The following is a 22,656-nucleotide window of genomic DNA, read 5'->3' as shown; positions in this document are numbered from 1 at the left end:
CTCACCGCTCCCTGACCAGGGCCGCGTAGGCGCCGCCGAGCGCCACCAGCTCCTCGTGCCGTCCGCGTTCGACGATCGTGCCGTGCTGGAGCACGACGATCTCGTCGCTGTCGCGCACGGTGCTGAGCCGGTGCGCGATCACCACACAGGCGCAGCCGCGCCGGCGCAGGTTGTCCATCACGACCAGCTCGGTCTCGGCGTCCAGCGCGCTGGTCACCTCGTCCAGGACGAGGATGCTGGGACGGCGCACCAGCGCCCGCGCGATCTCCAGCCGCTGGCGCTGCCCGCCGGAGAAGTTCCGGCCGTCCTGCTCGACCCGGCTGCGGATGCCGCCCGGGCGCCGCATCACCACGTCGTACAGGGCCGCGTCGCGCAGCGCCTCCTCCACCGCCTCGTCCGGGACGGACGGGTCCCACAGCGCCACGTTGTCGCGGACGGTCCCCTCGAACAGGAACACGTCCTGGTCGACGAAGGAGACGGAGGAGGCGAGCGCCCCGCGCGGGATGTCCTCGATCCGGCGGCCGTCGATGCGGATGACGCCCTCCCAGGGGGCGTACAGACCCGAGATCAGCCGGGAGACGGTCGACTTGCCGCTGCCGGAGCCGCCGACGAGGGCCACCTGCCGGCCGGGCCCCACGGTCAGGTCGAAGCCGGTCAGCAGCGGCTTGTCCAGCGGGCTGTAGCCGAAGGTGATGTTCTGCAGCTCCACGTGCCCGTGCAGCCGGCGCGTGGACTCGCCCGCGCCGGGGCGGCCGTAGAGCGGGTCCGCCTCGAAGTTCTCCACGTCCTTCAGCCGGGCCACGTCCGCCGCGAAGTCCTGGATACGGCCGGCGACGCCGTTGAGCCGGGTGATGGGGCCGGTGAACCGGGTCACCAGGGCCTGGAAGGCGACCAGCAGACCGACGGAGATGCCTCCCTCGACCGCGCGCATGCCTCCGATCCACAGGATCAGGGCGCTGTTGAGCGTGGCGAGGGTGGGGGCGACCACGCCCAGCCAGGCGCTCGGCACCCCGAGGCGCTGCTGTTCCTCCAGCGTGGTGGCGTGCTGCCCGGCCCACTTGCGGAAGTAGCCGTCCTCGCCGCCGGTCGCCTTCATCGTCTCGATCAGCTGCAGACCCGTGTAGGCGGTGTTGGTCAGCCGGGCGCTGTCCGCGCGCAGCTTCGCCGTACGGGTCGCCCGCAGCCGGATCACGACCCGCAGGGCGACGATGTTCAGCAGGGCGACGCCGATGCCGACGAACGTCAGCTGCGGGTCGTACGTGTACAGCAGGACCGCGTAGAGGACGACGACGACCGCGTCGACGCCGGCCGCGGCGAGGTCGCGGGCCAGTGTCTCGGCGACCGCGTCGTTCGACTGGAGCCGCTGCACCAGGTCGGCGGGGCTGCGCTGGGAGAAGAACGTCACCGGCAGCCGCAGCAGATGGCGCAGGAAGCGGGCGCTGGACAGGGTCGAGGAGATGATCCGGCCGCGCAGCAGGTTCGCCTGCTGGAGCCAGGTCAGCACCACGGTCAGCGCGACACAGGTCCCCATCGAGGCGAACAGCGTGCCCAGCAGGGACGTCTGGCCGCCGATCAGGAACATGTCGATATAGGTACGGCTGAGCGCGGGCACCGCCGCGCCGACCGCCACCAGCAGCAGGCTCGCGAGGACGGCCGCGGGCATGGTGCCCGCGGTGCCGCGCAGCCGGGCCGGCATCGCGCCGAGCACCCCCGGCCGGCGCCCGCCCCTGCTGAAGCCCTCCCCAGGCTCCATGACCAGGACGACCCCGGTGAAGCTGCCGTCGAAGTCCTCCATGGGCACGAAACGGCGGCCCTTGGCCGGGTCGTTGACGTACACGCCCCGGCGCCCGAAGCGGCGGCCCATGCCGTCGAAGACGACGTAGTGGTTGAACTCCCAGAACAGGACGGCCGGTGCCTTCACCTCGGCGAGGGCTGCCGTGTCCATCTGCATGCCCTTGGCGGTCAGGCCGTAGCCGCGGGCCGCCTTCAGCAGGTTGCTGGCGCGCGAGCCGTCCCGGGAGACACCGCACGCGATGCGCAGCTCCTCCAGCGGGACGTGCCGGCCGTAGTGGCCGAGCACCATCGCCAGGGAGGCGGCGCCGCACTCGACGGCCTCCATCTGGAGCACGGTGGGGGTGCGGACGGTCTTCGCCCGGCCCTTGGGCACGGGACGCTTCGGGGGAGCGGCGCGGCGTCTGCTCCGCGTCTGCTGTGCGGTGCTCATGGCAGCAGCCAGTCGACGGGACGCTGGTCGGCGAGCCGGATGGACGCCTCGGCCAGGGTCATGGAGGTCAGGGTGAACGGCGGTCCGTCCGCGGACGACCAGGCGTAGCCGCTCTCGGTGTCCTCGTCGCGGTCGAGGCGCACGAGGACGGCGACGGGCCTGCCGTCCTTGGTGAACTGCTCGCCGAGCTGGTTGTCGCCGAGGAACGCGGCGATCTGCTGCGGCGACTGCACCGAGCGGTCCACGGACTTCACATGGCCGCGCAGCACGCCGTACTCCTGGGTCGGCACCGACTGCACGGTGAGGTCCACCGCGGCGTGCTCGGGGACGGCGGCGGCGTTCTCGACGGGGACGTACACCGTGGCGTACAGCGCGTCCCGGGCGCGGGCGACCTTCTCGACAGCGGCGACGTTCGCGCCGGTCTGGACGATCTGCCCGATGGTCGCGGCGAGCGCGGTGACCCGGCCGGGGGCGACCGTGCGCACGACGGTCTCGCCCCGCGCGGTGCGGACCTTCAGGACGGGGGCGTCGGCCGGGAGCCGCTCGCCCTGTTCGGCGACGACGGCGGTGACCTGCCCGGCGACCGGGCTCTGGAGGATGTAACTGCCCTGCCCGTGGGTGAGGATGGCGGGCGCGGAGACGGTGGAGGCGACCGAGCCGGTCACCGCCCACACGGACGCGGCGGCCATCACGACCAGCGTCACCCCGAGGACGAGCCAGCCCTGCGGGCGGGCGAAACGCACCGGCAGGTCGAGCTCCTCCGGTGACTGGAGTTTGGCGAGGGCCTGTTGGCGGAACTGCACGGAATTTCCCTCACCTGCGGATGAGTGGAGACCGGCACACGAATGCCGGTCGTGCTGCGGGGCGGGGCCGAAATCCCTTCACGGTGTTTCGTTCCCGCTTTTCGTTCAGGGGATTTCCTGTTCTGCGGCACCCAAGAGTCCCGGAGCCGGGTGACGGCTCCGGGACTCGGTGGTACGAAAGGCGCGATCAGAGACCGGCGACCAGGCCCGTGACCGGGGCGGTGTTCAGGCCGGTGACACCCTCCACGGTGCCGACGACCGTGTTGAGCAGGCCGGAGACCGGGGCGATGCCGTTGACGGCGTCGAGGGCACCGTTCACGGCGTTGACCTGCAGGCCGCCGGAGACGTTGTCGAGCTCGGCGTCGGAGATCTCGACGGTCGCAACCTGGGGGGTGGAGTTCATGGTGGAACTTCCCTTCCTAATGGGTATTTCACAAGGGGGTGCGGCCCCCTCTGGGGACAGATGACGGCCGCGACCGCAGGCGCCCGGCGCCCGTTTCCGGGAAAGCCGTTGGCGGCCCCCGCGGTGCGATGGATCAAAGCACGGTGCGGGTGCGGGCTTCCAATCACACGAATGCCTCGTCAGGGCATTCGAGGAGCCCGAGTGGGCATCGGTGCAGAAGCGGGCACGTCTTGTCGGCGACTTCTTCACATGCGTCACAGCATCGGCTCGCACGGGCTGTTGCGGTGGTCCGGGACGCGGCGGCCGGCGGTGCGGCGAATGCGACACTCCGGCCCCAAGGGGGTGACCGGGGGGGAGCGGCCGGTGCGGAACCCCGGCGCACGGTGACTTGGTTGAGTATTGAATGTGCAGATTCACTGAAGCCGGGATTCCGCTCCTGATCCGCCACTGACCGCGATCGACCGGATGCGCACGGTGCCTGGCCGGACCGTGCTCGTCTCCCTGCGGCCCGCGCCCCTTCCGCACCTCTTCCGCTCCTCTTCCGCGCCCGGCGCGCGACGGCTGACGGCCCCTCGAACGACGCTTCTGCGAACGGAGTTGAACACTCCGGCTGCCGCGTGCGTACCAACTGCCAACCAGGCGCCCGAGAAACAGCCGCCGGACGAACGGCGGCAGCAGACCCCGTCCCCCAGGAGGTCGAGAAGTTGAGTCACAAGCGAATGCCGAAGCGCAAGGCCGCGATAGCAGCGGGCGGCGTGGCGGCGCTCGGAGCGGCGGCGATCCTGTTGCCGAACGCCAACGCGTCCCAGGACGCGGCCCCGGACGCCACGGCCGCCCCCAAGACCCTGAAGGCGGCGGACGCCTCGGATCTCGCCTCGCGCCTCGCGGGACTGCTCGGCGACTCCTTCGCCGGCTCGTACTACGACGCCGGCAGCAAGCAGCTCGTGGTGAACGTCGTCGACGGCGACGACAACGACGTGGTCGTGCAGGCGAGGAAGGCCGGCGCCAAGGTCCGCGAGGTCGCGAACAGCCTGTCCGAGCTCAGGTCGGGCGCCCAGACCCTGAAGTCCGAGGCGACCATCCCCGGTACGGCGTGGGCCGTCGACCCCAGGACCAACAAGATCGTCGTCACCGCCGACAGCACGGTCACCGGAAAGAACTGGGACCGGCTGGAGTCCACCGTCGAGCGGCTCGGCCCCGGCATGGCGGGCGTCAAGAAGTCGGCCGGCACCTTCAAGACCTTCCTGTCCGGCGGCGACGCCATCTTCGCGGGCGGCGCGCGCTGCTCCGCGGGCTTCAACGTCACCGCGGGCGACGGCACCCCGGCCTTCCTGACGGCCGGTCACTGCGGGGTCGCGGCCGCGCAGTGGTCCGACGCCCAGGGCGGGCAGCCGATCGCCACCGTCGACCAGGCCACGTTCCCCGGGGCCGGAGACTTCGCACTGGTGAAGTACGACGACCCGGCCACCCAGGCGCCCAGCGAGGTGAACCTCGGCGGGCAGACCGTCGCGATCAGCCAGGCCGCCGACGCGACGGTAGGCCTGCAGGTCTTCCGCATGGGCAGCACGACCGGTCTGAACGACGGTCAGGTCACCGGTCTCGACGCCACCGTGAACTACCCGGAGGGCACGGTCACCGGGCTCATCCAGACCAACGTCTGCGCCGAGCCCGGCGACAGCGGCGGCTCCCTGTTCACCCAGGACGGGCAGGCGATCGGCCTGACCTCCGGCGGTAGCGGTGACTGCACCGTCGGCGGCGAGACGTTCTTCCAGCCGGTGACGACGGCGCTCGCGGCGGTCGGCGCGACCCTCGGCGGCGGAGCGGCCGGCGGAGCGGGCGCCGGTGACGACGCCGGGGCGGGCCAGGGCGCGGGCGCCGGCGACCAGGCGGGCGCGGGCCAGGAGGCGGGTGCCGGTGACCAGGCCGGAGCCGGTCAGAACGCCGGGAACGGCCGGGGTCACGGACGCGGCCAGGGCCTCGGCGAGATCGTCGGCAACGGCGTCGGGAACTGACACGACGCCACCGGCCCACGGACACGGGTGACGCACCCGGGCACGACGGCGGTCCGGCCCTCCGGCGGGAGGACCGGACCGCCGTCGTGTCGCCGTCCACCCGTCCCCTGGTTTCACGGAACCGTCACAGGGGCTGCGTACGGGGCGCATCAGCGCTGTAATGGCGAACGTGGTCGGAGAGGACGCTACGGGACGCAGGACGAGGAACAGGCGTGCCGAGGACGTCCTGAAGACACTCGCCGCGGAACCCGCCGCGAGCGGGCGGCTGCGCCGGGTCCTCGAACAGGCGCTCGTCTTCTGTGGTGCCTCCCTGGCCGCCCTGTACACCCCGGACGACGACGGCGAACTGCTCTGTGTCCACGAGTCGGCGGGCGTGCCCCGGTCCCTGTACGGCCTGCGGGACGGCTACGCCCTGAACGGGCCCTCACCGGCCGCCGACGCCCACCGCACCGGCCGTCCCGTCCATCTCGGCCCCCGGGACCTGGCCGGTTTCGCGGAGGCCCGGCGCACCCCGGACGGCGACTTCTCCCTGGCCGCGCTGCCGGTGCGCGGCGAGGGTTCCGGAGGGTGCCTGCTGGCCGTCACCGAGCGGCCCGGCGGCTTCGACGCCGACGCGCGGGACTGTCTGGAACTGATCGCCGGGGCCGTCACCCTGCCCGCCCCGCCCGCCGCCGAGACCGGCGGCGAACTGCCCGCCGACGCGTTCAGCCTCGCCGTGGACAGCGGCCACGTCGAGGTCGGCGCCGACCTCCTGCGGCTGTTCGGGCTGACCCCCGCCGCCTTCGACGGCAAGGTGGAGACCCTGCTGGGCCTGACGGTCCCCGAGGACCTGCCCGCGCTGATGTCCGTCGTGGAGGCCGACCACATGTCCCTCGGCGAGCGGGAACTGGAGTTCCGCGTCGTCCGGCCCGCCGGCCCGCCCGGCTGGCTGCGGCTGCGCGGCCGCCTCCTGCCCGGCGGCGAGGGCCGGCCCGCACGGCTCGTCGGCACCGTCGCCGACGCCGCCACCCTGCGGCCCGAGGTCACGGACGTCGCCCGCGTCCAGCGCCTGGCCGCCGCGCTCGCCACCGCCGGCACGGTCCGCGACGTCAGCCACGCCGTCGTCACCGCCCTGCGCGAGCCGCTGCGCGCCGACCGCATCGCGCTCGCCGAACTCGAACACGACCGGCTCGTCGTCACCGTCCTCGACCCGCCCGACCCGGAGTCCTGGCCGGCGCTGTGGCGCCTGGAGTGGCGCACCGAATGGCCCGACGCGCCCGTGCGCGCCATGCCGACCCTCGCCGCCGCCCTGAGCGAGGGACGCGCCCAGATCTGGCCGGCCGGGGCCCCGCTGGAACCCGCCCTCGCCGAGGTCGGCCCGGGCGGCCTGGCCGTCCTGCCGCTGCCCGCGGGCGGCGCCATGGCCGGCGCCTGCCTCATCGGCTGGGACACCCCGCATCAGTTCGGCCCCGACGAACGCGCCCTGCTGACCGCCTCCGCGGGCCTCGCCGGACAGGCGCTCGTGCGCGCCCGCGCCTTCGACGCGGAGCACGAGCTCGTCGGCATGCTCCAGCGCCAGCTGCTGCCCCGCCGGCTGCCCCGGCTGCCCGGCGCCGAGGCCGTCGCCCGCTATCTGCCGACCACCGCAGGACTGGAGGTCGGCGGCGACTGGTACGACGTCATCCCGCTGCCCGACGACCGGGTCGCCCTCGTCATCGGCGACGTCCAGGGCCACAGCGCGGCCGCCGCCACCCTCATGGGCCAGATGCGCACCGCGCTGCGCGCCTACGCCGCCGAGGGACACCCTCCCGACGTCGTCGTCCACCACGCCAACCGGCTGCTGATGGACATGGAGACCGACCTCTTCGCCACCTGCTGCTACGTCGAGGTCGACCTGGAGGAGGGCTCCGCCTGGTGCGTACGGGCCGGGCACCCGCCGCCCGTGCTGCGTCATCCGGACGGCGGCACGGAGGTCGCCGAGGCCGACGGCGGCCCGCCGCTCGGCGTGGTGCGCGAGGCCGTCTTCCCGATGAGCCCGCTGCGGCTGCGCCCCGGCACCGTCCTCGCCCTGACCACCGACGGCCTCGTGGAGTCCGCCGACGCCGACATCGACACCGGCATCGAACGGCTCGCCGCCGCGCTCTCCGTGTCCGACCCCGCCCACCTCGGACTCGTCGCCGACGGGCTGCTCGTCGGGGCGCACCGCGACGACGACATCGCCCTCCTCCTGCTGCGCTACGACGGCATGGAGGTACGGCCGCTGCGCGAGACCTGGGCCGTGTGGCGGGTGCCCGAAGCCGTCGGCCACGCCCGCCGGTTCACCCGGCGCACCCTGCGCGCCTGGCAGGTGCCGCCGCAGGACCGGGACGCCGCCCTGCTGGTGGTGTCCGAACTCGTCACCAACGCCCTCGTGCACACCGACGGACAGGTCCGCCTCGACCTCACCCTGGTCGGCGGGCGGCTGCGGATCGCCGTCGCCGACTCCTCGCCGCGCACGCCGGTCCGCCCCACCAGCATCAGCTGGGAGGCCACCGGCGGGCGCGGCATCCTGCTGGTCGAGGCGATGACGACGACGTGGGGGACCGTGCCCGTCAGCGGCGGGAAACAGGTGTGGTGCGAGATCGCGCTCTCCGGGTGACACCGGCCAGGGGCGCCGGGAACAGACAGAACAAGCCAGTCCCGACAGCCTCAAATCGGCGGAATCGGGGCTATGGTGAAGCAGATGAAGGCTCTCGTGCTGTCCGGTGGCGCCGGTACGCGCCTGAGGCCGATCACGCACACCTCGGCCAAACAACTCGTCCCGGTCGCCAACAAGGCCGTGCTGTTCTACGGGCTGGAATCGATCGCCGCGGCCGGCATCACCGACGTCGGAGTGATCGTCGGGGACACCGCCCGGGAGATCCAGGACGCCGTCGGGGACGGCTCCGCTTTCGGCCTGAAGGTCACCTACATCCCCCAGGAACGCCCACTGGGCCTCGCGCACGCCGTGCTGGTCGCCCGTGACTGGCTGGGCGACGACGACTTCGTGATGTACCTCGGCGACAACTTCATCGTCGGCGGCATCACGGGGGTCGTCGACGAGTTCCGGCGCGCCCGCCCCGACGCCCAGATCCTGCTCACCCGCGTCAAGGACCCCCGCCCCTTCGGCGTCGCCGAACTCGGCGCCGGCGGCCGGGTGGTCGGCCTGGAGGAGAAGCCGGAGCACCCCAAGAGCGACCTCGCCCTGGTCGGCGTCTACCTGTTCACGCCCGTCATCCACGACGCCGTCCGCGCCGTCACCCCGTCCTGGCGCGGCGAGTTGGAGATCACCCACGCCCTGCAGCACCTCATCGACGCGCACGCCGACGTGCGGAGCACCGTCATCGAGGGCTACTGGAAGGACACCGGGAACGTCGCCGACATGCTGGAGGTCAACCGGACGGTCCTGGAAGGGCTCGCCCGCCGGATCGACGGCGAGGTCGACGAACGGTCGCAGACCGTCGGCCGGGTCGTCGTCGAGGAGGGGGCGCGCATCGTCAACTCCCGCATCGTCGGCCCCGCCGTCGTCGGCTCCGGCACCCTCGTGGAGGACTCCTACGTCGGCCCGTTCACCTCCATAGCGGAGAACTGCCATGTCGCCGACAGCGAACTGGAGTTCTCCATCGTGCTGCGGGACTCCTCCATCCACGGCGTGGGCCGGATCGAATCCTCCCTCATCGGCCGGCACGTCGAGGTCACGCCCGCGCCCAGTGTGCCCAGCGCCCACCGCCTCGTCCTCGGCGACCACAGCAAGGTGCAGATCCACACATGAACCTCCTCGTCACCGGCGCCGCCGGCTTCATCGGCTCCGCGTACGTGCGCGCCCTGCTCGCCCGGCGCTCCGCCGACGCGCCCCACGTCACCGTGCTGGACAAGCTCACCTACGCCGGCAGCCGGGACAACCTGCCCGCCGACCACCCCCGGCTGACCTTCGTGCGCGGCGACATCCGCGACGCCGCGCTCGTCGACGAGCTGATGGCGGGGGCCGACCAGGTGGTGCACTTCGCCGCCGAGTCCCACGTCGACCGGTCGATCACCGGCGCCGGCGACTTCGTCCTCACCAACGTCGTCGGCACCCAGGTCCTGCTCGACGCCGCCCTGCGCCACGGCGCCGGCCCCTTCGTGCACGTCTCCACCGACGAGGTCTACGGCTCCCTCACCACCGGATCGGCCCGCGAGGACGACCCGCTGCGGCCCAGCTCGCCGTACTCCGCGTCCAAGGCGTCCGCCGACCTGCTCGCCCTGTCCTACCACCGCACCCACGGCCTCGACGTGCGCGTCACCCGCTGCTCCAACAACTACGGCCCGCGCCAGTTCCCCGAGAAGGTGATCCCGCTCTTCGTCACCCGCCTGCTCGACGGGCGCAGCGTGCCCCTGTACGGGGACGGCCGCAACGTCCGCGACTGGCTGCACGTCGACGACCACTGCGACGGCGTGGAACGCGTCCGCACCCGGGGCCGCCCCGGCGAGGTCTACAACATCGGCGGCGGCACCGAACTCAGCAACAAGGAACTGACCGCCCTGCTGCTGGATGCCTGCGGGGCCGGCGGGGACCGGGTGGAGCACGTCGAGGACCGCAAGGGCCACGACCTGCGCTACAGCGTCGACTGGACCAAGGCCCGCACCGAACTCGGCTACCGGGCCCGCCGCGACTTCGCCACCGGACTCGCCGACACCGTCGCCTGGTACCGCGAGAACCGGCCTTGGTGGGAGCCGCTGACCCGGCGCATACGGGAGGAGGGCCGCGGATGAGGTGGCTGGTCACCGGGGCGGGCGGCCTCCTGGGCCGGGACACGGCCGGCCTGCTCCGCGCGCGCCGCGAACCCGTGACCGCCCTCGACCGCGCCGCCCTCGACATCACCGACCCCGAGGCCGTGCACGCCGCCCTCGCCGCGCACCGCCCCCACCTGGTCGTCAACTGCGCCGCCTACACGGCCGTCGACGCCGCCGAGCACGACGAGGAACGCGCCCTGCGCGTCAACGGCGACGGCCCCCGCCTGCTCGCCCGCGCCTGCGCCGCGCACGGCGCCCGCCTGCTCCACGTCTCCACCGACTACGTCTTCGCCGGGGACGCCCGCGCCCCCTACCCGGAGGACCACCGGCCCGGCCCCCGCACCGCCTACGGACGCACCAAGCTCGCCGGCGAGCGGGCCGTGCTGAGCGAACTGCCGCACGCGAGCGCCGTCGTGCGCACCGCCTGGCTCTACGGCGTCCACGGCCCCAGCTTCGTACGCACCATGATCCGGCTGGAGGCGAGCCGCGACACGGTCGACGTCGTCGACGACCAGCGCGGCCAGCCGACCTGGAGCGCCGACCTCGCCCGCACGCTCGTCCGGCTGGGCCCGCGGGTCGGCGACGACGTCACCGGCGTCCTGCACGCCACCAACGCCGGCGAGGCCACCTGGTACGACCTGGCGCGCGCGGTGTTCCGGCAACTCGGCGCCGACCCCGGGCGGGTGCGCCCGGTCGGCGGCGCCGCCTTCCCCCGGCCCGCGCCCCGCCCCGCGTACAGCGTCCTCGCGCACGGCCGGCTGCGGAACCTCGGCCTGCCGGCGCCGCGCGACTGGCGCGCCGCCCTGCACGAAGCCCTGCCCGCCGTCCGCGAGGAGACCCCGCGTGAAACGCCATGAGTTCCTGAAGGAGCTGCACAAGGTCAGCGGCAACCGCACCTACCTGGAGATCGGCGTCAACGACGGCCGCAGCCTGCGCCTGTCCCGGGTGCCGAGCGTCGCCGTCGACCCCGCCTTCAAGGTCGTCACGGAGATCCGCTGCGACGTCCATCTCGTCAGGGCCACCAGCGACGACTTCTTCGCCCGCGCCGACCCGCTGATCCACCTCAAGGGCGGCCGGCACCCCGTGCGCAACCTGCGCCGCGGCCGCCCCCCGCTCGGCTACTGGCGCCGCCCCGTGATCGACCTCGCCTTCATCGACGGCATGCACCTGTTCGAGTACGCGCTGCGGGACTTCATGAACATCGAGCGGTACGCCGACTGGACGAGCGTCGTCGTCCTCGACGACATGCTGCCGCGCAACGCCGACGAGGCGGCCCGCGACCGGCACACCGACGCCTGGACCGGGGACGTCTACAAGCTCGCCGACATCCTGGCCCGGTACCGCCCCGACCTGCTCGCCGTGCCCGTCGACACCCGGCCCACCGGCCAGCTCGTCGTCTTCGGCGCCGACCCCCGCAGCACGGTGCTGCGGGACCGCTACGACGAGATCGTCGCCGAGTACGACGTGCCCGACCCGCAGAAGGTCCCCGAGACCGTCCTGGAGCGGACCGGGGCCGCGGCCCCGAGCGACCTGCTGAGGGCGGGCTTCTGGCAGCCGCTGGCGCGCGCCCGGCGCCTCGGGCTGCGGCGCGCCCGGGGCTGGGAGCCGCTGCGCGCGGCGGTGGAACGGGCCGTCGCACTGCCCGTCGCTCAGGCCGTGCCCTCGCCGCGCAGCCGCTCGTAGTGCGCCCGGCACGCCTCGTACGACGGCAGGAGCCCCGCCTCCCGGGCCCGGGCCAGTGACGGCGCCGCCGCGTCCTTGGGGGAGAGGACCGGGGTGAGCCCGTCCGGCCAGGCGACGCCGAGCGCGGGGTCGAGCGGGTCGACGCCGTGCTCGCGCTCCGGGGCGTACCCGGTCGAGCACAGGTAGACCACGGTGGCGTCGTCGGTGAGCGCCATGAAGGCGTGCCCGAGCCCCTCCGCGAGGAAGACCGCCCGCCGTCCGGAGTCGTCCAGCCGGACCGCCTCCCAGTGCCCGAACGTGGGGGAGCCGACCCGCACGTCCACCACCACGTCGAGGACGGCGCCGCGCACACACGTCACGTACTTGGCCTGTCCCGGCGGCACGTCCGAGAAGTGCAGGCCGCGCAGCACGCCCCGCCGGGAGACGGAGCAGTTCGCCTGCGCCGGCTCCAGGTCACGTCCGGTGGCCGCCCTGAACTCCCGCCCCCGGAACCACTCGTGGAAGGTGCCCCGGTCGTCCGGGAACACCTGGGGTTCGAGCACCCACGCACCGTCGATCCCCAGCGCCCGCATGGTCACCGTCCCCGTATCAGGGCCCGCACGCGGGCCGCCGTCCGTCCGGGCGGCGTCCCTCGCAGTCTCCGCCGCGCCCCGCGCGCCAGCCGCCGCAGCGCGCCCTGTCCCGGCGTCCGCACCACACGGACACGGCCCGCCCGCACCCGCAGCGCGACCGGCAGCGGCAGGAGACGCGGCCCCGGCACGCCCAGTGCCGGGCGCCAGGTCCCGCCGCGCGGCCGGCCGGGCGGCAACTCCGCCACGAGCAGCGCGCCCTCCCCGTGCGGGGTCAAGGCGGCCGGCACGTCGTGGCCGGTCCCGGCCGCCTCCAGACGCAGGGACGCCTCGGCACCCCGGCCGGGCACGTGCAGCGGGAGCCGGGCGCGCAGGCGGCCGTCCGTGACGAGGACGTCGTCCGGGGTGAGGGCGCCGAGCCCGGCGCGCCGGGTGGCCCGGTCGACGTCCAGCGCCAGGCACGCGTGCGGCGACGTCCAGTACGGCAGGACCACGTGCCCGCCGGCCAGTGCCGCGTACGGGGCGGGACGGCCGGGGCCGGGTGCCGGGCCCAGCCGGCACTCCTTGGTCCAGCCGCCCAGCTTGACCCGCACCACGGCGTCCCACAGCCCCGCGCCGGCGAGCGCGGCCGGGTCGACCGCGGCACGCGCGCGCAGCACCAGCCGGATCCGGCCGCCGTCCCCCTCCGGAACCCGCTCCCTGGTGACCTCCACCGGCTGGAAGTACCGGGCGCCGCCCGTCCGTTCGCGCAGCAGCAGATCGGCGCCGGCCTCGCCGAACCGGGCCACGGTGTCGGCGCCGACCCAGGCCACGGCCGTCGCCAGGTCCGCCGGCGGACCGTCCAGCGGGGTACGGGCCGCATCGGCGGCGAAGGTCATCGGCGCCCCGGCGACGGTGTACTCGGCGGTGAACCCGACCCGCAGCACGCCGTCCTCCCACACGACCTGCCCCGGCCGGGCCGTGAGGGTGACACCGGCCTCCCACCCGGCGAACTCCTCGACGGCCTCGTAGCGGCCCGCGGCGATCAGCGCGGCGACGACCTGCTGCGTGGGCTGCAACCCGGCCGCGACGCCCGGCCCGAAGCGCTCCACGACGACCTCGTGCATCTGCGCGAACAGCTCCCGCCGGTGGTCGGGCGGCAGATCGAGCAGCCGGCGCCCGCGCATCCGCTCGACCATCTCCACCCGCAGCCACCGCCGGAACAGCCGGTCCCGCAGCGGTCCCGCTCCGGTGTACCGCTCGACGACGTCCAGGGCCTCGCGGAGGTTCTTGAAGTAGCCGACCGGATCGAAGCGCTGGAAACCGGCGTTGGAGGAGTCGTCGCGCCGGACGTGGTAGTAGCAGACGTAGTCACTGAGCACCGCGACATTGCCCGCGCGCAGGAACGCCTCGGTGACGAAGACGTGGTCCTCCAGGCGCCGTCTGCCCTCCGGGAAACGCAGGCCGGTCGCGTCGAGGAACGCGCGGCGGAACATCTTGTGCGGGGTGAGGCTGTCGATCAGCGGGGCGTTCGCCACCGTGGCGCGGGGCCGGTCGCGGCGGAACAGCTCCACCGGCACGCCCCGGCCCAGGCCGGCCATCTTGCCGACGACCACGTCGGCGTCGTGGGCCGTGCCGTAGGCGTACATCCGCTCCAGGGCCTCGTCGCCCAGGTGGTCGTCGTTGTCGACGAACATCACGTAGGTGCCGCGGGCGGCGTCGATGCCGACGTTGCGCGGCTTCCCCGACCAGCCGGAGTTCTCCTGGTGGAACACCCGCACCCGGGGATCGGCGGCGGCCAGTTCGTCCAGCCGCTCCCCGGTGCCGTCGGTGGAGCCGTCGTCGACGAAGATCACCTCGTACGCGTCCGGGGGCAGGGACTGCCGCAGCAGCGACGCGACGCACTCCTCGATGTGCGCGCCGGGGTTGTACACCGGGACGACCACACTCACCTTGACCGGCATCTGACTCCGAACCCCCTCCGGGTCGCCGGGTGTCTGCGTCAGATTACGGCCTTCGTGGCCGGATGCCAGCCCTGTGCGCGTCGTCCCGTGCGGGACACCACGACACCCGAGGGGCACGCGGCAGCCCGGGGCCGCCGGGGGTGCGCCGGTAGCCTGGCGGGGTGCGTCTGCTCCTGATGTCCGACACCCATCTGCCCAAGCGCGCCAAGGCACTGCCCGAGCCGCTGCTCGCCGAACTCCCGGGCGCCGATGTGGTGTTCCACGCCGGGGACTGGGTCGACACGGCCACGCTGGACCTGCTGGAGAGCCGCAGCGCACGGCTCGTCGCCGTGTTCGGCAACAACGACGGACCCGAGCTGCGCGCCCGCCTCCCCGAGGTGGCGCGGGCCGAACTCGGCGGGCTGCGCTTCGGCGTCGTGCACGAGACCGGCGCCGCCCAGGGACGCGAGGCCCGGTGCGCGGCCCGTTTCCCCGACCTCGACGTCCTCGTCTTCGGGCACAGCCACATCCCCTGGGACACGACGGCCGCCACGGGCCTGCGGCTGCTCAACCCCGGTTCCCCGACGGACCGGCGCCGTCAGCCGTACTGCACGTACATGACGGCGGCCGTCGACGCGGGCGCGCTCACGGACGTGGAGCTGCACCGGCTGCCGCGCCGCTGACCTCCCGCGTCACCCGCCGGGGGAGCCGTCCCGGCGCGGATGCACCGCCCCGTCCGTCGCCGTCAGCGGCACCCCGGTGCCACCCCAGCGCAGCGCGACGATCTCGGCGGCCACGGACACGGCGACCTCCTCGGGCGTCCGGGCGCCCAGGTCGAGTCCGACCGGGGAACGCAGCCGCCCCAACTCGGCCTCGCCGAGAGCCGCCTCGGCCAGCCGCCGCATCCGGTCGTCGTGCGTGCGACGGCTGCCCATCGCCCCGACGTACGCGGCGGGCCGGCGCAGCGCCACCTCCAGCAGGGGCACGTCGAACTTCGGGTCGTGGGTGAGGACGCAGATCACCGTGCGCGCGTCGGTGTCCGTACGGCCCAGGTAGCGGTGCGGCCAGTCGACGACGACCTCCGCCTCCCGCGGGAACCGCTCCGGCGTCGCGAAGACCGGACGCGCGTCGCACACCGTGACCCGGTAGCCGAGGAAGACGCCGATCCGCGCCACCGCGGCCGCGTAGTCGATCGCGCCGAAGACCAGCATGCGCGGCGGCGGCGCGAACGAGTGCAGGAAGACGGCGACCGCGTCCTCGCGCCGCTCGCCGTGCGGACCGTAGTGCCGCATCCCCGTGGCGCCCAGGGCGAGTTCGCCGCGCGCGTCGGCGGTGACCGCCGCGTCCAGGCCCGGCGCCCCCAGCGTGCCCGCCACCCGGTCCGGCCACACCGCGAGCGCGGCGCCGCGCGGGGCGGGCCCGTCGGCCACCGTCGCCACGGTCACCGGGCGGCCCGCCGCCACCGACTCCGCCACCTCGCCGAACACCGGATCGCTCCCGGCCGTCACCGGCCGCACCAGCAGCGTGATCTCGCCACCGCAGGTCAGCCCGACCGCGAAGGCGTCCGCGTCGCTGTACCCGAACGTCTCGAGGCGGGCCTCGCCGCTCGACACGACCTCCTGGGCGAGCTCGAAGACGGCTCCCTCGACACAGCCGCCGGACACGCTGCCCACGACCTCGTCGCCGGGGCCCACCGCCATCGCCGCGCCCGGGTCGCGCGGCGCGCTGCGGCTGGTGGCGACCACCGTGGCCAGCCCGAACGGCAGCCCCGCCGCGTACCAGCCCGCGGCCACCGGGAGGATGTCCCGCATCGCCCGCTCCTCTCACCGCCGCCACCGTGAACGGAACCCGTGGCACCACCACGATCGCACCGCGCGCCCCGTCGCGCCGGGCGCAAAACCCGTTGCCGCCCCGATCGCGGTTCTGCTGCACTGGCCCGGCACGAACGACCGACGGAGAGGAACCAGGAGCCATCATGCGCCGAGCGTCCATGTCCCCCCAGGAAGGCACCCTCCCCTCGCAGAAGGACATGACGCTTCGTGCACGTACTGAACCTCGGGATCCTCGCCCATGTCGACGCCGGTAAGACCAGCCTGACCGAGCGCCTGCTGCACTCGGCCGGCGTGACCGACGAGCTCGGCAGCGTCGACGCCGGGAACACCCGGACCGACACCCTCGCGCTGGAGCGCCGGCGCGGCATCACCATCAAGTCGGCCGTCGTCTCCTTCGCCCTCGGCGACACGACCGTCAACCTCATCGACACCCCCGGCCACCCGGACTTCATCGCCGAGGTGGAGCGCGTCCTCGGCGTGCTCGACGGCGCCGTCCTCGTCGTCTCCGCCGTCGAGGGCGTCCAGCCGCAGACCCGTGTGCTGATGCGGACCCTGCGACGGTTGCGCATCCCCACCCTCGTGTTCGTCAACAAGATCGACCGGCGGGGCGCCCGCTGCGACGCCGTGCTGCGCGCCGTGCGCGAGCGGCTGACCCCGGCCGTCGTCCCGATGGGCACGGCCCACGGCCTCGGCACCCGCGACGCCCGCTTCGTCGCCGCAGGCCCCGGACCGGACGCGCTGGACGTCCTCGCCGACCTGGACGACGCGCTGCTCACCGCGTACGTCGAGGGCCGCGTGGCACCGGCCGACGTCCGTGCCGCCCTCGTGGACGGCACCCGCCGGGCCCTCGCCCACCCGGTGTACTACGGCTCCGCCCACACCGGCGCCGGCGTGGACGCCCTGATCACCGGCATCAGGGAGGTCCTGCCGCCCGCCGGCGGCGACCCCGCGGGGCCGTTGTCGGGCACGGTCTTCAAGGTCGAACGGGGCCCGGCGGGGGAGAAGATCGCCTACGCGCGGCTGTTCTCCGGGACCCTCCGCGTCCGCGACCGGATCCCCTTCGGCCCGCCGGCCCGCGAGAACGGTACCCGCGCCGAGGGCCGCGTCACCGCCGTCAGCGTCTTCGACGGCGGCACCGACACCCGGGCCGGGGAGGTGCCGGCGGGCCGGATCGCCCGGCTGTGGGGGCTGACCGACGTCCGGATCGGCGACGCCCTCGGCACGCCCCGCACCGCGCACGGGCACCTGTTCGCGCCGCCCACCCTGGAGACGGTCGTCGACCCGGCCGGCGGCACCGACCGCCGGGCCCTGCACCGCGCGCTCACCCGCCTGGCCGAACAGGACCCGCTCATCGGCCTGCGCCACGACGAGGTCCGTCAGGAGACCCATGTGTCCCTGTACGGCGAGGTGCAGAAGGAGGTCATCGAGGCCACGCTCGCCGAGGAGTCCGGTCTGAAGGTCGTCTTCCGCGAGACGACACCGCTGTGCGTCGAGCGGCCCGTGGGCCGGGGAGCGGCGGTGGAGTTCGACAAGAAGGACGGCAACCCCTTCCTGGCCACGGTCGGTCTGCGCGTCGACCCCGCGCCGCCCGGCTCCGGCGTGGACTTCCGCCTGGAGGTCGAGCTGGGCTCCATGCCGTACGCCTTCTTCAAGGCCGTCGAGGACACCGTGCGCGAGACCCTCGCGCAGGGCCTGTACGGCTGGCAGGTCCCCGACTGCGTGATCACGATGACGCACTCCGGCTACTCGCCCCGCCAGAGCCACGCCCACCAGGGCTTCGACGAGAGCATGTCCAGCACCGGGTACGACTTCCGGGGCCTGACCCCGCTCGTGCTCATGGAGGCGCTGCACCGCGCGGGCACCCGGGTGCACGAGCCGGTGCACCGGTTCCGCCTGGAGACCCCGGCCGACACCCTGGCCGCGCTGCTGCCCGCCCTCGCCGGGCAGCGCGCGGTCCCGCACACCACGAGGGCCCACGGCGCGGTGTGCGTGCTGGAGGGCACGGTGCCGGCCGCCCAGGTGCACGGGCTGGAGCAGCGGCTGCCCGGCCTGACCCGCGGCGAGGGCGAACTGGAGACCGCCTTCGACCACTACGCGCCCGCCCCGCCCGGCACGGTGCCCCGCCGCCCGCGCACGGACCTCAACCCGCTGAACCGCAAGGAGTACCTGCTGAACCTGACCCGCCGGACGGGAACCTGACCCGCGACGGGCCCGGTTGACCCTCCCCTTGCGTCGGGCCGCAGGCTGTACCCGAGGGAAAGGGCAGGTGGATGAGCTATTCCGTGGGGCAGGTCGCCGCTTTCGCCGGAGTGACCGTGCGCACGCTGCACCACTGCGGCGGGTGGGGCTGCGGGCCGTCGTACAGGCGGGCAGCGCGGATCTCGCCGTCGGCGGTGACGACGTGCTGAACGTGGGCGACCTGCCGCACGCGCTGCTGTTCCCGCGCGTGGCCGCCGTCGTCCACCACGCCGGGGCGGGCACCACCGCGGCCGCGCTGCGGGCGGGGGCGCCCTCGGTGCCGGTGCCGGTGACGGCCGACCAGCCGTTCTGGGCGGCGCGGCTCGCCGCGACCGGGGCGGCCACCGAGCCGGTCGCGTTCGCCGGCCTCACGGAGGAGCGGCTGGCGGGCGCGCTGGAGCGCGTGGTGCGGCAGCGGTCGTACGCCCGAGCCGCCTCGGTCGCCGCGCGGCACATGGCGACCGAGGACGGGGTGGGCGCGGTGCTGAAGGCCCTGGGCTGATCAGCGGGCCGCCGGACTCGTCCAGCCGGACTCCACATGGCCCAGCCGGACCCGCTGGGGATGGTCGCCGACGGGGACGGACACCTGCTTGCGCCCGGTGGCGAAGTCGATGGCGGTGACCTGGTCGGTGCCGCTCTCGGAGACCACGCAGGACTTTCCGTCGCCGCTGACCGTGGCCCAGTACGGCTTGGACGCGGTGACGAGGGGGCCCTCGGTGAGGGTGGCGCGGTCGACGACGGTGGCGTAGTCGTCGTTGACGAACGTGGTGCGGTCGTCGCTGGTCGCCGGGTTCTTCGGCAGGGTCTTCGTGCGGGTGATCCGGTCCGTGGCGACGTCGTACTCGAAGAAGCCGTTGAAGAACGACACCTGGAAGTACAGCTTCGACTCGTCCGGCGAGAAGACGGCGGGCCGCACCGCGTCGGAGAAGTCCCGCAGGCCGAGAGCGTCCAGCCTGTCTCGCATGTCGATGACCTTGACCTGCTTGAACGTGGTGGCGTCGACGACGGTGACGCGCCGGTCGCCCTTCGTCCAGTCCAGCCAGGGGGCGTCGGTCTGGGTGTTCACCTCGCCGATCGCCATGTTGTAGATGTACTTGCCGTCCTTGGTGAAGATGTTCTCGTGCGGCTTGTCGCCGGTGGCGAAGTTCCCCAGCTCCCGGCCCGTCTCGATGTCCAGCACGTGCACGGTGTTGGAGGTGGACGCGGAGACGGCGACCCGCTTGCCGTCGGGGGAGACGGCCATGTGGTCGGCCCGGTAACCGGACACGGGGAAGCGCCAGTTGACGGCCCCGGTGGCGAGGTCGAGGGAGACCACGTCGGCGAAGCTCGGACGCGAGACGACGACGGACCTGCCGTCCGGCGTGGAGTACATGTCGTCCACGAACTGGTCGTGGCCCTCGCCGACGCTGTTGCGGATCGCCATGAAGTAGATCCACTTGATGGGGTTGGCGTTGATCTCCGCCATCCGCGCGTCCTTGTCGGGGATGACGTCGATCCGGCCGATCTTCGCGAAGTCGCGGGTGGACCTGATGACGTCGGCGGTGCCGTCCCAGTTGTTGCCGACGAACAGCACCTCCCGCAGCGCGGCGGGGGAGGGCTCGGCGGCGGTGGCGGCGGTCGCGGGAGCGGCGACCGTCAGGGCGAGGGCGGCGGCCACGGAGCACAGGTGCCTGGATCTGATGGCAGGCATGACTGCTCTCTTCCTCTTGAGGTGGGGCGTCATGAGTGGGGCATGCCAAGAGCGGGCGTGAATCTGAACACCTTTGCTTTCAGAGTCAACTTACTGAAAAGTAAGGAGGGGGTGCCCTTCTCCACAAGACTGCGTACACGACAAAATTGGTCCCCGGACCGGCGCGGCGGCGGGAGGACAGCGTGGCGGGCAGGCTCAAGGCGCCCACCGGCCGCTACGGCGGCAGGTCGGCCGCGGAACGACAGGCCGAGCGCCGGCGCCGCTTCCTGGACGCGGCGCTCCAGCTCTTCGGCGACAGCCCCGGCTACCGGGGCACGACCGTCGCCGCGCTCAGCATGGCGGCCGGACTGTCGACCCGTCAGTTCTACGAGGAGTTCCGCACGTCGGAGGACGTGCTGGCGGCGCTGCACCTCCAGGTCAACGGCTGGGCGGAGGAAGCGGTCCTCACCGCCGCCGCCGAGGCCGGGCCGCTGCCGCTCGCCGAGCGCGCCACCGCGATCTTCCGCGCCTACGCGGCCAACGTCACCGCCGACCCCCGCCGTATCCGCATCACCTTCGTGGAGATCATCGGCGTCAGCCCCCGGCTGGAGGAACAGCGCCTGGCGCGCCGCGCCCGCTGGGTGGACCTGGTGTGCGCGGAGGTGGCCTCCGCCGTGGCCCGGGGCGAGGCCGCGCCGCGCGACTACCGCCTCGCCGTCACGGCGTTCATCGGCAGCGTCAACGGGCTGCTGCACGACTGGAGCGCGGGCTGGGTGGAGGCGACCCTCGACGAGGTCGTCGACGAACTGGTCCGCCTCCTGCTCGGCATCCTCCAGCCGGCCGGCCCCCGCCCCGTCGGACCCTGAGCAGGGGGCGCCCCGCCCTCAGGACTGCTCGTACACCGGAAGGCCGGGCGCGAAGTGGGCGACGGCGGCGGCGAACCGGTCACGGTCCAGGCGCCACCCGTTCACCGCGCGGGACGACATCGCGACCTCGGGCGGCACCGGCACCAGATGCCGCAGCACGGCGTGAGCCGTCCGGCCCTCGCCGGCCAGCGGCGGGGCGCCCTCGCGCCGTGTGACGCCGACGTACGGCAGGGAGGCACTGCCTGTCCGCTGCCGCCAGAACACGAATCCGGTGATGTCGCTCCACGGCACATGCGCCGTCGTCGCCCCGTACCTTGCCGGACTCCCGCCGAGCAGCACCCCGGTGCCGTCCACCCGGAACGCGACCTTGCGGCTCATGGCCACGAAGGCCATGAACAGCCCGCCCCCGCCGAACAGCGGCAGCCCCAGGATCCGCGCGAACAGCGGCATCTCCGGCAGGAGGAGGGCGGCGGTGAACACGGCGCACAGCGCCAGGATCCCCACGGTCCGCCGGTCCCACCCGTAGCGCGCCTCGTACACAGGCGCTTCGTCGTCAGCCATGCACCGGATCATGGCCAGGACCGACCCCCGACGGAAGTCCTAGCCGGCGACCGTGCCCGGAGCGAGACACAGCGCCAGGGTGCCGATGCCCGCGGCGCAGGCCAGCAGCCACGCCGCGACCAGGCGGCGGCGCAGGGCGCGGTAGGCCGCCTCGTACTCCTCGCGCAGCTCGCCGGCCCGGTCCGCCGTGCGCCGCCAGGAGGCGCGGGCGAGCGTCAGGTACTCCTCCTCGAACCGGCGCTCCACCTCCTCGCGCCGGTCCCGGGGCAGCCAGTGCAGGGGTTCGCAGACGCGCTCGGCGGCCGTGCGGCCCTCCGCGCGGGTCGCGGCGAGCAGCAGATGACCCTCGATGTCGTTGAGGAACTCGTCCGTCACGCTCACAGCGCCGCCACCTCCCGTTCCGGCACGGTGGCGTGGTGCAGGTCGAACGCCGGGGACTCGGAACGGATGCGCGGCAGGGTGACGAAGTTGTGCCGCGGCGGCGGGCAGGAGGTCGCCCACTCCAGGGAACGGCCGTAGCCCCACGGGTCGTCGACACGGACCCGCTCGCCGTACTTCGCCGTCTTCCAGACGTTGTAGAAGAACGGCAGGAACGACAGGCCCAGGACGAAGGAGAAGATGGTCGAGAGCGTGTTGAGCGCCGTCAGTCCCTCCACCGCCAGGTAGTCCGGGATACGCCGCTGCATACCGTTCACGCCCAGCCAGTGCTGGACCAGGAAGGTGCCGTGGAATCCGATGAACAGCGTCCAGAAGGTGATCTTGCCGAGGCGCTCGTCGAGCATCCTGCCGGTGAACTTCGGCCACCAGAAGTGGAATCCGGCGAACATGGCGAAGACCACGGTCCCGAAGATGACGTAGTGGAAGTGGGCCACCACGAAGTAGGTGTCCGAGGTCGGGAAGTCCAGCGGGGGAGAGGCCAGCATGACGCCCGTGAGGCCGCCGAACACGAACGTCAGGAGGAACCCGAAGGACCACAGCATGGGCGTCTCGAAACTCAGCGACCCGTTCCACATCGTTCCGATCCAGTTGAAGAACTTCACGCCTGTCGGAACGGCGATGAGGAACGTCATGAAGGAGAAGAACGGGAGCAGTACACCGCCGGTG

At 73.5% G+C, this 22,656-nt stretch carries 19 protein-coding genes and 1 pseudogene; 10 read left to right on the top strand and 10 right to left on the bottom strand.

Annotation, left to right across the window (positions count from 1 at the left end; translation table 11 throughout):
• Nucleotide 1: 1 nt before the first annotated feature.
• The 3 genes from ADL34_RS08535 to ADL34_RS08525 all read right to left on the bottom strand — a co-directional run bounded on the left by ADL34_RS08535 (nucleotide 2) and on the right by ADL34_RS08525 (nucleotide 3,430).
• A complete protein-coding gene (locus tag ADL34_RS08535) occupies nucleotides 2-2,224 on the bottom strand; it encodes an NHLP family bacteriocin export ABC transporter peptidase/permease/ATPase subunit (protein WP_062665518.1) in 2,223 nt (740 codons plus the stop codon).
• Nucleotides 2,221-3,027: an HlyD family efflux transporter periplasmic adaptor subunit gene (locus tag ADL34_RS08530; RefSeq protein ID WP_062665516.1), complete on the bottom strand. Its 807-nt coding sequence runs from the start codon at nucleotides 3,025-3,027 to the stop codon at nucleotides 2,221-2,223. The genes ADL34_RS08535 and ADL34_RS08530 overlap by 4 nt, the downstream gene beginning before the upstream one ends.
• 187 nt (nucleotides 3,028-3,214) lie before the next feature.
• On the bottom strand, nucleotides 3,215-3,430 hold the full coding sequence (locus ADL34_RS08525) for a hypothetical protein (protein WP_055624467.1): 216 nt from the start codon (nucleotides 3,428-3,430) through the stop codon (nucleotides 3,215-3,217).
• 704 nt (nucleotides 3,431-4,134) lie between these two features.
• Here ADL34_RS08525 and ADL34_RS08520 point away from each other — a divergent pair.
• From ADL34_RS08520 to ADL34_RS08495, 6 genes are all read left to right on the top strand, one after another.
• Nucleotides 4,135-5,442: a S1 family peptidase gene (locus ADL34_RS08520; protein ID WP_062665514.1), complete on the top strand. Its 1,308-nt coding sequence runs from the start codon at nucleotides 4,135-4,137 to the stop codon at nucleotides 5,440-5,442.
• Between the two features lie 160 nt (nucleotides 5,443-5,602).
• A complete protein-coding gene (locus tag ADL34_RS08515) occupies nucleotides 5,603-8,059 on the top strand; it encodes a SpoIIE family protein phosphatase (protein ID WP_062665512.1) in 2,457 nt (818 codons plus the stop codon).
• Between the two features lie 84 nt (nucleotides 8,060-8,143).
• Entirely contained in the window at nucleotides 8,144-9,211 is a 1,068-nt protein-coding gene (locus tag ADL34_RS08510) for a glucose-1-phosphate thymidylyltransferase (RefSeq protein WP_062665678.1), read from the top strand.
• A complete protein-coding gene (gene rfbB / locus ADL34_RS08505; protein WP_062665510.1) occupies nucleotides 9,208-10,191 on the top strand; it encodes a dTDP-glucose 4,6-dehydratase in 984 nt (327 codons plus the stop codon). The genes ADL34_RS08510 and rfbB overlap by 4 nt, the downstream gene beginning before the upstream one ends.
• Nucleotides 10,188-11,069: a dTDP-4-dehydrorhamnose reductase gene (rfbD, locus tag ADL34_RS08500; protein WP_062665509.1), complete on the top strand. Its 882-nt coding sequence runs from the start codon at nucleotides 10,188-10,190 to the stop codon at nucleotides 11,067-11,069. The genes rfbB and rfbD overlap by 4 nt, the downstream gene beginning before the upstream one ends.
• Entirely contained in the window at nucleotides 11,056-11,895 is an 840-nt protein-coding gene (locus ADL34_RS08495) for a hypothetical protein (protein ID WP_062665507.1), read from the top strand. The genes rfbD and ADL34_RS08495 overlap by 14 nt, the downstream gene beginning before the upstream one ends.
• On the opposite strand, the gene rfbC is transcribed toward ADL34_RS08495, so the two are convergent.
• Both rfbC and ADL34_RS08485 read right to left on the bottom strand, forming a co-directional pair.
• Nucleotides 11,862-12,467, bottom strand: a complete 606-nt coding sequence (rfbC, locus tag ADL34_RS08490; RefSeq protein WP_062665505.1) for a dTDP-4-dehydrorhamnose 3,5-epimerase — start codon at nucleotides 12,465-12,467, stop codon at nucleotides 11,862-11,864. The two genes, ADL34_RS08495 and rfbC, sit on opposite strands and share 34 nt — an antisense overlap.
• A 2-nt stretch (nucleotides 12,468-12,469) precedes the next feature.
• Nucleotides 12,470-14,407, bottom strand: a complete 1,938-nt coding sequence (locus tag ADL34_RS08485) for a glycosyltransferase family 2 protein (RefSeq protein ID WP_062665504.1) — start codon at nucleotides 14,405-14,407, stop codon at nucleotides 12,470-12,472.
• A 161-nt stretch (nucleotides 14,408-14,568) separates the two neighbouring features.
• Between ADL34_RS08485 and ADL34_RS08480 the strand changes: the two genes are divergently transcribed.
• Nucleotides 14,569-15,069: a metallophosphoesterase family protein gene (locus ADL34_RS08480; protein ID WP_062665503.1), complete on the top strand. Its 501-nt coding sequence runs from the start codon at nucleotides 14,569-14,571 to the stop codon at nucleotides 15,067-15,069.
• A gap of 9 nt (nucleotides 15,070-15,078) precedes the next feature.
• Here ADL34_RS08480 and ADL34_RS08475 read toward each other — a convergent pair whose 3' ends face one another.
• Complete coding sequence (locus ADL34_RS08475) at nucleotides 15,079-16,197, bottom strand: XdhC family protein (RefSeq protein WP_062665502.1); 1,119 nt, start codon at nucleotides 16,195-16,197, stop codon at nucleotides 15,079-15,081.
• Between the two features lie 228 nt (nucleotides 16,198-16,425).
• Here ADL34_RS08475 and ADL34_RS08470 point away from each other — a divergent pair, with 228 nt between their 5' ends.
• Together ADL34_RS08470 and ADL34_RS08465 are read left to right on the top strand one after the other, a co-directional pair.
• Nucleotides 16,426-18,417 carry an elongation factor G gene (locus ADL34_RS08470; protein WP_062665501.1) on the top strand — a complete coding sequence of 664 codons (1,992 nt, stop codon included), beginning with the start codon at nucleotides 16,426-16,428 and terminating at the stop codon, nucleotides 18,415-18,417.
• Nucleotides 18,418-18,550: 133 nt separating this feature from the next.
• Nucleotides 18,551-18,958, top strand: a pseudogene (locus ADL34_RS08465) (nucleotide disphospho-sugar-binding domain-containing protein); the annotation flags it as partial.
• Here ADL34_RS08465 and ADL34_RS08460 read toward each other — a convergent pair.
• On the bottom strand, nucleotides 18,959-20,146 hold the full coding sequence (locus ADL34_RS08460) for a YncE family protein (RefSeq protein WP_062665499.1): 1,188 nt from the start codon (nucleotides 20,144-20,146) through the stop codon (nucleotides 18,959-18,961).
• Nucleotides 20,147-20,328: 182 nt separating this feature from the next.
• Here ADL34_RS08460 and ADL34_RS08455 point away from each other — a divergent pair, with 182 nt between their 5' ends.
• Complete coding sequence (locus ADL34_RS08455; RefSeq protein ID WP_062665497.1) at nucleotides 20,329-20,991, top strand: TetR/AcrR family transcriptional regulator; 663 nt, start codon at nucleotides 20,329-20,331, stop codon at nucleotides 20,989-20,991.
• 18 nt (nucleotides 20,992-21,009) lie between these two features.
• Here the strand turns inward: ADL34_RS08455 and ADL34_RS08450 are convergent, their stop codons facing one another.
• The 3 genes from ADL34_RS08450 to ADL34_RS08440 all read right to left on the bottom strand — a co-directional run.
• Nucleotides 21,010-21,552 carry a hypothetical protein gene (locus ADL34_RS08450; protein ID WP_159038903.1) on the bottom strand — a complete coding sequence of 181 codons (543 nt, stop codon included), beginning with the start codon at nucleotides 21,550-21,552 and terminating at the stop codon, nucleotides 21,010-21,012.
• A 39-nt stretch (nucleotides 21,553-21,591) separates the two neighbouring features.
• A complete protein-coding gene (locus ADL34_RS08445; protein WP_062665492.1) occupies nucleotides 21,592-21,933 on the bottom strand; it encodes a hypothetical protein in 342 nt (113 codons plus the stop codon).
• Nucleotides 21,930-22,656 (bottom strand): cytochrome c oxidase subunit I (locus ADL34_RS08440; protein ID WP_199835542.1); only part of this gene is annotated, 727 nt, incomplete at its 5' end. The genes ADL34_RS08445 and ADL34_RS08440, both read right to left, overlap by 4 nt.

The sequence above is a fragment of the Streptomyces sp. NRRL WC-3605 genome, from assembly GCF_001509795.1.
Taxonomy (GTDB): Bacteria; Actinomycetota; Actinomycetes; order Streptomycetales; family Streptomycetaceae; genus Streptomyces; species Streptomyces viridochromogenes.
The sequence above is the reverse complement of the archived record's forward strand: the minus strand, read 5'-3'. Positions and strand labels throughout refer to the sequence as shown.

Excerpts from the sequence above, each read along its gene's own strand:
- ADL34_RS08510 (WP_062665678.1), top strand. The coding sequence starts at position 8,144 with ATGAAGGCTCTCGTGCTGTCCGGTGGCGCCGGTACGCGCCTGAGGCCG.
- ADL34_RS08485 (WP_062665504.1), bottom strand. The coding sequence starts at position 14,407 with ATGCCGGTCAAGGTGAGTGTGGTCGTCCCGGTGTACAACCCCGGCGCG.
- ADL34_RS08460 (WP_062665499.1), bottom strand. The coding sequence starts at position 20,146 with ATGCCTGCCATCAGATCCAGGCACCTGTGCTCCGTGGCCGCCGCCCTC.
- ADL34_RS08535 (WP_062665518.1), bottom strand. The coding sequence starts at position 2,224 with ATGAGCACCGCACAGCAGACGCGGAGCAGACGCCGCGCCGCTCCCCCG.
- rfbC (WP_062665505.1), bottom strand. The coding sequence starts at position 12,467 with ATGCGGGCGCTGGGGATCGACGGTGCGTGGGTGCTCGAACCCCAGGTG.
- ADL34_RS08450 (WP_159038903.1), bottom strand. The coding sequence starts at position 21,552 with ATGGCTGACGACGAAGCGCCTGTGTACGAGGCGCGCTACGGGTGGGAC.
- ADL34_RS08475 (WP_062665502.1), bottom strand. The coding sequence starts at position 16,197 with ATGCGGGACATCCTCCCGGTGGCCGCGGGCTGGTACGCGGCGGGGCTG.
- ADL34_RS08525 (WP_055624467.1), bottom strand. The coding sequence starts at position 3,430 with ATGAACTCCACCCCCCAGGTTGCGACCGTCGAGATCTCCGACGCCGAG.
- ADL34_RS08515 (WP_062665512.1), top strand. The coding sequence starts at position 5,603 with ATGGCGAACGTGGTCGGAGAGGACGCTACGGGACGCAGGACGAGGAAC.
- rfbD (WP_062665509.1), top strand. The coding sequence starts at position 10,188 with ATGAGGTGGCTGGTCACCGGGGCGGGCGGCCTCCTGGGCCGGGACACG.
- rfbB (WP_062665510.1), top strand. The coding sequence starts at position 9,208 with ATGAACCTCCTCGTCACCGGCGCCGCCGGCTTCATCGGCTCCGCGTAC.